General features: G+C 69.2%; 19 protein-coding genes. 8 read left to right on the forward strand and 11 right to left on the reverse strand.

Annotated elements, in window-relative coordinates:
• The 7 genes from FDN03_RS16495 to FDN03_RS15490 form a co-directional block, all read left to right on the forward strand.
• A partial coding sequence (locus FDN03_RS16495; protein ID WP_171021287.1) for a hypothetical protein occupies positions 1-893 on the forward strand: 893 nt, incomplete at its 5' end.
• Entirely contained in the window at positions 890-1,180 is a 291-nt protein-coding gene (locus FDN03_RS15465) for a hypothetical protein (protein WP_138178490.1), read from the forward strand. The genes FDN03_RS16495 and FDN03_RS15465, both read left to right, overlap by 4 nt.
• A gap of 298 nt (positions 1,181-1,478) precedes the next feature.
• A complete protein-coding gene (locus FDN03_RS15470) occupies positions 1,479-1,841 on the forward strand; it encodes a hypothetical protein (protein ID WP_138178491.1) in 363 nt (120 codons plus the stop codon).
• A gap of 2 nt (positions 1,842-1,843) precedes the next feature.
• Positions 1,844-2,788 carry an N-acetylmuramoyl-L-alanine amidase gene (locus FDN03_RS15475; protein ID WP_138178492.1) on the forward strand — a complete coding sequence of 315 codons (945 nt, stop codon included), beginning with the start codon at positions 1,844-1,846 and terminating at the stop codon, positions 2,786-2,788.
• 23 nt (positions 2,789-2,811) lie between these two features.
• A complete protein-coding gene (locus FDN03_RS15480; RefSeq protein WP_071083497.1) occupies positions 2,812-3,024 on the forward strand; it encodes a hypothetical protein in 213 nt (70 codons plus the stop codon).
• A 170-nt stretch (positions 3,025-3,194) separates the two neighbouring features.
• The gene (locus FDN03_RS15485; RefSeq protein WP_131803050.1) at positions 3,195-3,557 is read left to right on the forward strand and encodes a hypothetical protein; all 363 of its coding nucleotides are present in this window, start codon (positions 3,195-3,197) and stop codon (positions 3,555-3,557) included.
• 114 nt (positions 3,558-3,671) lie between these two features.
• Positions 3,672-4,166 carry a hypothetical protein gene (locus tag FDN03_RS15490; protein ID WP_138178493.1) on the forward strand — a complete coding sequence of 165 codons (495 nt, stop codon included), beginning with the start codon at positions 3,672-3,674 and terminating at the stop codon, positions 4,164-4,166.
• A gap of 168 nt (positions 4,167-4,334) precedes the next feature.
• Here the strand turns inward: FDN03_RS15490 and FDN03_RS15495 are convergent, their stop codons facing one another.
• The 11 genes from FDN03_RS15495 to FDN03_RS15540 form a co-directional block, all read right to left on the reverse strand.
• On the reverse strand, positions 4,335-4,829 hold the full coding sequence (locus tag FDN03_RS15495; protein ID WP_138178494.1) for a hypothetical protein: 495 nt from the start codon (positions 4,827-4,829) through the stop codon (positions 4,335-4,337).
• Positions 4,830-4,866: 37 nt separating this feature from the next.
• Positions 4,867-5,526: a hypothetical protein gene (locus FDN03_RS15500; protein WP_138178495.1), complete on the reverse strand. Its 660-nt coding sequence runs from the start codon at positions 5,524-5,526 to the stop codon at positions 4,867-4,869.
• Positions 5,527-5,531: 5 nt separating this feature from the next.
• Positions 5,532-5,807 carry a hypothetical protein gene (locus FDN03_RS15505; protein ID WP_138178496.1) on the reverse strand — a complete coding sequence of 92 codons (276 nt, stop codon included), beginning with the start codon at positions 5,805-5,807 and terminating at the stop codon, positions 5,532-5,534.
• Positions 5,808-6,066: 259 nt separating this feature from the next.
• Positions 6,067-6,273, reverse strand: a complete 207-nt coding sequence (locus FDN03_RS15510) for a hypothetical protein (protein WP_138178497.1) — start codon at positions 6,271-6,273, stop codon at positions 6,067-6,069.
• Positions 6,273-6,398 carry a hypothetical protein gene (locus tag FDN03_RS16985; protein WP_283205495.1) on the reverse strand — a complete coding sequence of 42 codons (126 nt, stop codon included), beginning with the start codon at positions 6,396-6,398 and terminating at the stop codon, positions 6,273-6,275. The genes FDN03_RS15510 and FDN03_RS16985 overlap by 1 nt, the downstream gene beginning before the upstream one ends.
• A 79-nt stretch (positions 6,399-6,477) precedes the next feature.
• Complete coding sequence (locus tag FDN03_RS15515; protein ID WP_138178498.1) at positions 6,478-6,756, reverse strand: hypothetical protein; 279 nt, start codon at positions 6,754-6,756, stop codon at positions 6,478-6,480.
• Entirely contained in the window at positions 6,753-7,049 is a 297-nt protein-coding gene (locus FDN03_RS15520; protein WP_138178499.1) for a hypothetical protein, read from the reverse strand. Before FDN03_RS15520 ends, FDN03_RS15515 begins: the two co-directional genes overlap by 4 nt.
• A 2-nt stretch (positions 7,050-7,051) precedes the next feature.
• The gene (locus FDN03_RS15525; protein WP_138178500.1) at positions 7,052-7,306 is read right to left on the reverse strand and encodes a hypothetical protein; all 255 of its coding nucleotides are present in this window, start codon (positions 7,304-7,306) and stop codon (positions 7,052-7,054) included.
• A 64-nt stretch (positions 7,307-7,370) separates the two neighbouring features.
• Positions 7,371-7,532 carry a type II toxin-antitoxin system prevent-host-death family antitoxin gene (locus FDN03_RS15530; RefSeq protein WP_138178501.1) on the reverse strand — a complete coding sequence of 54 codons (162 nt, stop codon included), beginning with the start codon at positions 7,530-7,532 and terminating at the stop codon, positions 7,371-7,373.
• Positions 7,532-7,915, reverse strand: a complete 384-nt coding sequence (locus FDN03_RS15535) for a hypothetical protein (protein WP_138178502.1) — start codon at positions 7,913-7,915, stop codon at positions 7,532-7,534. Before FDN03_RS15535 ends, FDN03_RS15530 begins: the two co-directional genes overlap by 1 nt.
• Positions 7,915-8,133, reverse strand: coding sequence for a hypothetical protein (locus tag FDN03_RS15540; RefSeq protein ID WP_171021288.1), 219 nt, complete (start codon positions 8,131-8,133; stop codon positions 7,915-7,917). Before FDN03_RS15540 ends, FDN03_RS15535 begins: the two co-directional genes overlap by 1 nt.
• A gap of 203 nt (positions 8,134-8,336) precedes the next feature.
• Between FDN03_RS15540 and FDN03_RS15545 the strand changes: the two genes are divergently transcribed.
• Positions 8,337-8,667, forward strand: a 331-nt coding sequence (locus tag FDN03_RS15545) for a hypothetical protein (RefSeq protein ID WP_138178504.1), incomplete at its 3' end; no start/stop codon positions are given.

The raw sequence follows: 8,667 nt of genomic DNA on the forward strand, positions 1-8,667 counted from the left end.
CCGTACCCCCTGTTGAGCTGGCCGTTTCCCGCGGCGTCATCTACCCGGACGGCACCCGCGAGCTGATCCCGCTCGGCGTGCTGGTCGTCTCCAGCGTCGACCCAGAGCTGCGCACAAAGTTCTCCATCGGCGTCAACGACCGCAGCCGCAGGGTCGCCCGCAATGCTTTCTGGCGCACCTACGTCATCCCCGCCGGTACCAGCTACATCCAGGCCATCCGAGACTTGGTCGTCGACCGGCTGCGTTACGACGTCGACGTTCAGATCGCCACGTCGAACGAATTCGTCACCCTCGGACCGGTCGTCTACACGGAGCGGGACGACCCGTGGAAAGCGGTCCAGGCACTCGCCGCCACCATCGGCTGCGAAGTGTTCTTCGACCAGATCGGCCGGCTCATCATCCGCGACCGGGTCCTCGCCATGGGCAGCCCCGACTGGCGGTACGACGGAACCAACTCCTGGCTCCTTCCCGAAACGCGGGTTGCCGTCGCCGACGAACCCGGCTACAACGCGGTGCTGGCCGTCGGCGAATCCTCGGGAAACACCACCGATATTCCCCGCGCGCTGGCCGTCGACAGCGACCCGACGTCGCCGACCTTCTGGAACGGCGACGAGTACGGGCAGGTCACCGAGATCTACTCGGACAGCTCCATCGCCGACGTCGACCACGCCGCCCTCGTCGCGCGTACCCGCCTCGCCCACTGGCTCGGCCGCAACGACGCGATGACCGCCGCCACGGTCCCGCATCCGGCGCACGACGCCGGTGACGTGCTCGCCACGACCTGGCTGGGCGTCGACCGGACCGTCCCCATTGCCTCGCTGACCATGCCGCTGGACGTCGGCACCGCGGCCACCCTGACCTGCCGCTCACAGATCGCCCTGGAGGCAGCATGACCGATCACGTCGGCCAGTTCCGCGTCCCCCGGCAGATCCTCACCCGACGGGCGGCACGCGCCATCAACGCCGGCGCGGCCCGCGGGCAGCCGTCCGGCCCATGGGCGCAGGGGACTGTCGTCTCCGTCGACGGAGGCAGCCCTCCGACATTGACCATCCGCATGGACGGCGAGACCCCGATCCCGGGCATCCGCTATCTCGCCTCCTACACCCCGGCCGCTGGCCACCTCGTCGAGATCGCTCTGCGCGGCCCCGGGGACCTGTACGTGATCGGAACGCTCGCGTGATGCCGGCATCACACCCGGAGAGGGGACGGCATGGCCAGTCGAGGCCCGACGTGGTGGGGGCGGGTGCGCGACCCGTTCTACGCCTCGTTGGCGACGGCGATCATCGCCATTCAGGTGATCCGCTGGGAGTGGAATCCCATCGCCTGCGGCATCGCCGCAGGCCTGTTCGGGCTTCCTGGCGCAATCGGGCTGTCCGAATGGGGCAGCAGGCCGCGCGGTGGGTCCGACTCAACTGGGCGGTCGTCGGACTCGTCGTCGCCACCTGGATCTGGCTCGCCGTCGCCTGGGCGGCAGGGAGATGAGCGCCGTGACGAATCAGCCTGACCCGCCTATCCACCCGGCGCGCTGGCGGGCGGTCGCCGTGTCGTTCGTGGCCGCGGTTGCACTGCTCGGCTTCCTCCTCGCCACCGTCTGGCAGCAACGTGCGGGGCTCGACGATCGAGTCGAGGAGAACCTCGAACGGTCCCACCGCATCGAGACCGCGGTCGACTCGGTCCGCATCCCGCTGTGCGCCGTCATGTACGCCGCACTCAGCCGGCCGGTGGTGGGGCTGACACCGGAACAGATCGAATCCCGCGGCGTCTACTACCAGCTGTACGGCCCCGGCACGGACGACCAGCCCGGCCTGCGCTGCCCGCTGCCGCTCCCCGGGGACCGGTGACGATGGCGCTCACCTGCTACCAGAACCTGCCGGCGGCGCCAGCAATGCGGACGCTGCTCGTCCCGCCGGCGGCGGTCGCCCGGGCCACCCCGCCACCGGAGACGCTGTGGGCGCCCGGAGTCGTCCGCCGGCCGCTCACGCAGGACATGGGCGGCACGCTCACTCTGTCCCGCGGGCTGATCCTCCACGTCCAGGCAGGCGACAACAGCCCCTGGGGATGGTTCGCCCGCGCCGACGTCAAGGCGTCGTCGCACTGGTGGGTGGCGAAGTCCGGCGCGATCGAGCAGTACGTCCCCGCCGATCGGGTCGCATGGGCGCAGGCCGCCGGCAACGCCCACTGGCACTCGGTGGAAACCGAAGGCTTTCCGGGCGAGGGGCTCACCGCCGCCCAGCTCGGCACACTCGCCCGGCTCTACCGGTGGGGCCACGACCGATGGGGCTGGGATCTCCAGCTCGCCGAATCCCCGGGCGTGACCGGGCTCGGCTGGCACGGGATGGGCGGGACGGCCTGGGGATCGCATCCCGGGTGCCCTGGAGAGATCCGCAAAGCCCAGCGGGCCGACATCCTCGCCGACGTGCCCGGCGGGCCCACGACATCAGCGAGCCGGCCGGCGGCAGCCGAGGAGGACGACATGGACGAGGCCACCCTGCGCAAGGTGCTCAACGAGGGCACCGGTCCCGGGCAGACGACCTGGCCCGGTACGAGCCGGGAGACCCTGCGGACCGCGCAGGAGACGTTCAACCACGCCAAGGCCAGCGCCGACGGCGTGGCCGCCCTGGGCCGGCAGCTGGCGCAGGTTCTCGCGCAGCATCCGGCTGGCGAGCCGCTGACCGCAGAGCGGCTCCTGGCCGCGATCCGCACAGAAACCGACCCGGTGGCGCTGGCCGCGTTCGCGGAGGCGGCAGGCGGACGGCTCCGCGCGATCTACGCCACGCGCACCTCGTGAACCCCACCCCGAAGGAGAACTCCATGAGGTACGAACCCGTCGCCATCCTCGACTTCCTCAAGTACGTGATCGGCTTCCTGACCGTGATCGGGGTCTGGCAGTTCGACACCGCGACCACCGACCGGGTGACCGGCGTCGCCGGCATCATCCTGCTGCTGATCACGTCGTTCGTGACCCGCCGGTCGGTCTACGCCCCCGCCACCGTCGACGAGATCCGCGCCGAGTCCAGGGCCTGATGCGGATCCCACTCGGCGACCTCGACTTGATCGTCGAGGCGCGGATCCCCGGCCTGCACCCCCCGCGGGTGCTGTGGCGGATCGGCCCCACGGCCGATCGCCCGCGCCCGCTCCCACCTGTCCACCCGTCCCCTCTCTCAACCAACCGCAACCCGACAGGAGCCCAGTTCATGGCCACCCTTCAGGCAGACAAGAAGATCCCGTTCAGCATCAGCGGTGTCGACGAGGTCGGCAACGCCGTGTCGCTCGGCGGCGCGGCGCCCACCTTCACCGTCGACCGTCCGGACGTCCTGACGCTCACCGTCGCGGAGGACGGCTTCTCCGGCGAGGTGGCCGCGACCGGCACCGTCGGCACCGCCGTCCTGTCCGTCGAGGGCGTGACCGACGCCGGGGTGACCTACCGCGGGTCGGTCGCAGTCGACGTCGTCCCGGGCGATGTGACCGGCGTCAGCTTCGCGCTGGGTGAGCCGGTGGAGGTCACCCCGGACGACGAGGCCCCGACCGAGCCGGCGCCGGACCAGCCGGCGTTCTGACAACACGACAACAGCCCCGGCCCCACGCCCGTAGGGGCCGGGGCGTTGTCGTACCTGCCCCCGCACACCCAGTAAGGTGCCCGTCGTCACAGTCACAATTCGGGGGGGACCATCATGCGCCGCACCTGCAACCTTGCCGCCGTCTTGCTTGCCGCCGGTCTCACGCTCACGGCCTGCGGGGGTGGCGGGGACGACGACACCGTCGCACCGGCGGGCGGGCTCGTTCGCGAGACCCTGTTCGCGACCGCGACAACCGTGCCGCCGGCCGCACCGGTCGACGGGCCTGTGGTCCTCGACGAACTCACAGGCAAGTTGAAGGCGCAGGCGCCTGACGCCTTCGTCGAAGAGTCGACGACCAACCTGTCGTCGCGGTGGGCGCGCACTGTGTGGCTGCGAACCGTTGGTGGGACGACTGATGGGCAGGTCCGGCTCGATGTGTACGCGGCTCCGGCCGACCGGGACTCGTGGGTTGCCGAGTTCCGCGGTGCCGCCGAGGCGGGGGCCTATCTGATCGTCGGGGATGCGTGGACGGCTGCCGCGTACAACGCGGATGATGCGGCGACCGCGCAGCGCCTGCTTGGTGGTGAACTGATCGCTGGCGGGAGCTGATCCTTCGCGTCCGGGGTCAGGAACGACGAAGCCCCGGCCAGATCGGCCGGGGCGGTTCGCGTGCACCCCCACGGGCGTGGGGAGGGTGAACCGAGGTCCTCGCGGATCTCCCTCGCTCAGTGGATCACCCCCACATGCGTGGGGAGAGTTCAGGATAGCCTGGCCAGCTCAGGCGACACACACCTGCCGGTATCCCTCGCGTGACCTCGTCTCGCCGACTCCGTGGCCGCCGCCGCCGATCGGCCCATAGTCGATGGTCACGGTGTCTTCGTCGTACTCGGTGACGCTGACCGGCCGGTCGTCGGGGTCGAGCCAGATCCATCCGCCGTCAGTGGTCTCGGCGGCTTCGATCTGCTCGTCGGTGGCGAGTCCGATCCGGTTCATGCTCTCGTCGTACAGGTGCAGCGCGGACTGCTGGCGACCCCGGGTCACGGCGGCGGCAGCCACCTTCTCCAGGTCGCCGGACACCCTCCAGCCGACAAAGCCATCCTCGGTGTCGTGCACGTAGATCTGGGCGGACCATTCGCGGCTGCCCTGCCAGAGCGCGATTGTCGAGCCGTCCGCGCCCACGATGCGAGTTCCGTGCTCCCCCGTGGGTCCGGGCGGAAGGATCTCGTCGGTCCAGCCTGCGGTCCGAAGTGCCTGCTCGGCGATGGTGCTCATGATGATCGACTCCCCGTAGCGGTTGGGTGGTGGTTGGTTAGCGGCGGCCGTCGCGGATCTGGTAGATCCGCGCGGGGGACAGTCCAGCGTCTGCGGCGAGGTCCTCGACGCGGACCCGGCGGGCCAGCGCCTGACGGATCAGGTCGTCCCGCTCTGCGGGCAGGATCTCCATCCGCTCCGTCAGCGCTCGCAGCGACCGGCGCAGTCGCTCCGGCTCGGGCTGGAAATTCTCCAGCGAGCGCAGCGCGGCCTCGCGCAGGTGCTCGATCGCGTTGCCCTTCGGGTCCCGGGGCTTGTAGGTGCCGACGTGGCTGACGATCGACACCCGGTAGGTCGCGGTGTGACCGCGTCCCCAGTCAATGACCCTGTTTGGCATCTCGGGGAACCGCATCGCCGGGAAGAACGTGCGGAATATCTTCGTGGTTGCGGGCAGCCAGTTGGTCCCGGTGCCTTCCATCAGCGCCCAGACGAGCACCGCGCCGTCGCCACGGTCGGTGAAGTGCGGATGGGCGACGTCAGGTCGCGTGGTGCGCGGCTCGGGCTCGGTATCGACGATGGTCACGTCGAGGACGAGGATTTCGCGCAGCTCTTGGTGGAACGTGCCATCAGCCAGGTACCACATCAGGTCGACCTGGAAGATATCGCCGGGATCCGGCAGGACCGAACCGGCCGGGCCGGTCGTCGCGGTGGTGGTCATGGGGGTCAGTCCTCCTGGTAGGAGTCGTCGTCGAGGTCGGCGCAGCAGCCGCAGGTGAGGGTGGGTCCGCCGACGCGGGTGGCGAAGCGGTCGCCGTCGTCGGTGCGGTGCCCGTCGGGGGCGTGGTAGATCTGCCCGTTCAGGTCGGCGTGGGCCTGCCGGTAGAGGGCGGTGGCGTGGCCCTGCTCGCGGTGGTCCTCGTGGGTCCAGACCCAGAGGATTTCGCCGGTGGCCTGCTCGACCTTGAGTTCGGCGATGTCGTCGACCGTCCAGACGTCCATGACCGTGCCGCTCGTGGGGTCGGTCTCGGCTGTCCGGGTGATCTGCGTTGTCGCCATGCGTCGAATCTATAGCCCGCTACACCTGAGAGTCAAGCATGCTACGCAAGGAACGGGGCGGACGGTCCAGTGCCGCACGCCACGACGGGTCCGACCACCCCCCTCAACGGCAGCAGCCCCGCCCACCCCCACGGGAGGCAGACGGGGCCGCGAACAGAACGCCCTCAGCCGACCTTCGGCCGGGCCGTGTACCGCAGGCCCATCACACCTCCCGGAGGAGCTGGAAGGTACGGACGGCGACAGTCGACCCGCCTCCATAGAGGCTGTTGTTGATGATCTGGCACAGCTCCACCACCTGATCGCCGCGGGTCAGGGGACTTGCGAGGAAGAACTCCCCAGACGACTCGCCGCTCCCCTTCCCCGGCACGTCGACTCGATAGTTCACCCAGTAGGCGTAGCGGCGGGCCATCAGGCGTGACCGTCCAGTCCGCGGTGGCCCTCACGGGCGAACACGGCCACGGCCAGCGCGACCGCGGCGACGAGCAGGGCGTTGTCAGCCGTCGCGTCGAGCGCGCGGCGTAGACGGGGCATCATGGGGTGCTCCTTCTCCTGGTGGGGACGGGGTGTTCGGCGCGGCGGCTCTGCTTGGCGGTTGGGGCGCCGCGCCGGACGATCACAAAAACTGGGCGATGATCGGCGCGCAGGCACGTGCCACCGACTGGTCAAGAGTGCAGGCCAGCAGGTTCTCCACATGCTCGGCAGATAGCTTCTCGGCACCCACATCGTGTCTGATTGCACGCGACTGGATGACCTGCCGGGCAGGGCCGATCGCCTGACGCCACGGCACATGCTCGGCGAGAACCTCGGCGACAGCGAACAGCATCAGATCCTCGCGGGCTTCACGTTCGGCGTCCTGGTCCAACTGGGCGATCCGCTCGGCGGCGCGGCTCATCCGGTCACCGCCAGCGCGCGGAACTGCTCAGGCAGGCCCTTCCCGCAGCCGAAGCACGCCCACACCCGGCCGATCGACGGATCGTCGATCAGACGCAGGTCGGGGTGGGGCTCGCGGAGGTTCGCGGTAACACCAAGCCGGTCCATGTCCTCAGCCGAGTAGGCAAGACCGCCATTCAGCGGGTCGCCGTCTGGGCCCTCCCACAGCCACCAGCGGTACGGCATCGGCTTGTCGAAGAAGTCGTCGTCGAACAGCTGCTCGGCCATCTGCCACTTCTCGCCCAGCTTCCACACGGTCAGGCTCCTTTCTCGGGGTGGGCGTCGAGCCACGCCCGGCCGGCGTCGGTCAGCTCGACCCGGGCGGTCGCGTGCAGAACTGGGGCAAGATCCGGGACTGAAAGATGGCCGTCGACGATCGCGGCTTTGACCTCTGCGGTCACGTCCTGGTCGACCCGCGGGTAGGAGCGGCGCATGTAGCCGGAGTGGTCTCGTTCGATCCGACCGTCAGCTGCGGCGCGGAGCAGGCCGAGACGCTCGCGGGTTGCCTTCATCGCTCGTACTCCTCGTCGTCCCACCCATCCCACGGGTGGTCATCGTCAGCTCTCGTCGGCTCCATCAGCCCTCCCGAAGTGCTGTCTGGATTTCCTGCCAGCGGTCCCAGCCGATGACAACGGCCACTGGCTCACCGTGCTTGGCCACGGTGAACTCGTCGCCCGCCGCGGCCTGCTCGAACAGGGCGTGGGTCACGTCGTAGATCTCGATGTCATTCGGGTTCATCAGATGTCCTTAGCGCCAGCCTGGTTAGCAATCGCAGCCCGGACGGCGGCAATCTCTTGCTCGACCGCGTCGAGAACCGTGAGAGAGCCCTGCTCGCCACCGCCCAGATTCTTGAACAAGCCGTCGAGGCGGAAGTGAAGATGCTCCATCCGCTGGATGGCGAGCGAGTCGCGAACCTGCCGATCGTCAACAGGTCGAATTTCCACTCCCCGCTGCCCGACAGACCTGCCGTTGTCGCGGCGGTACCGGTTTCCCGAGGTGCACACGATCTGCGTGGCGGTGAGACGCACGACTGTGGTGAAGGTGACACGGTTGCGCATGACGGAGCGCTGGTCGAACTCGGCGACGACACCGCCGACCACAACCCAGTCCGTTGCGGGCATCAGGCACGCTCCGGCAGCGCAGCGAGGAGTGCCCGCAGGTCACCCCAGGTGAGACCGGTCTTCACACCCTCCCCGTACACACCCGAGGTGGCGACGACCGCGAACTCGCTGTCCGGTGTTCCTTCGAACGCCTGCACCGTGTGGGTGAGCCTCTCGTGGGCCGACACTGGTTCCGGGCCGAGCCGCTCAGCTTCGTCGTGGGCGAACTTTGATCCCATTTCCATCTGCTCCCTGAGTGCATTTGCGCGCTGGGCGGCCCGGCTTGAGTTGCGTCCGCGGGTTCGTCCGGCGGACCAGTCTGAGACGTCTCGGATTCTACCGCCACGCTGCATGGAAACCCCCGTTCTACATCGTCAACTCTACCCGGTGGGTAGAGCGTACGCTACCCGCTTTTCTTGCTTCGGCGCGGTAACCTTCACCTGTGACCCCCGACGAAGCCCTAGCCGCCATCCGCGCCGCCGATCTAGCCGTCGAGGAAGCCAACCGGCAGGCCCACGAGCTGCAACGGCGGGCAGGGGACCTACGGGCGCTTGCGATCGCCGACTACGCGGGGATCGTCGGTCCGGATACCGCTGCCGAGGTGCTCGATGTGGGCCTGTCCACGATCTGGAAGGCCACTTCTCGGGCGAAACGGGTACGGGCGGCCCGCCAGACTGGCAGACCGCCCGTGGACGACGAGACGGGGTCACACGGCGACACCGCCGCGGATCTCCAACAGGGTGGCGTCGAGGTCGTCGGGCGTGATGAGGACG

This window comes from Glutamicibacter sp. V16R2B1 (assembly GCF_005774635.1).
Classification (GTDB): Bacteria; Actinomycetota; Actinomycetes; order Actinomycetales; family Micrococcaceae; genus Glutamicibacter; species Glutamicibacter creatinolyticus.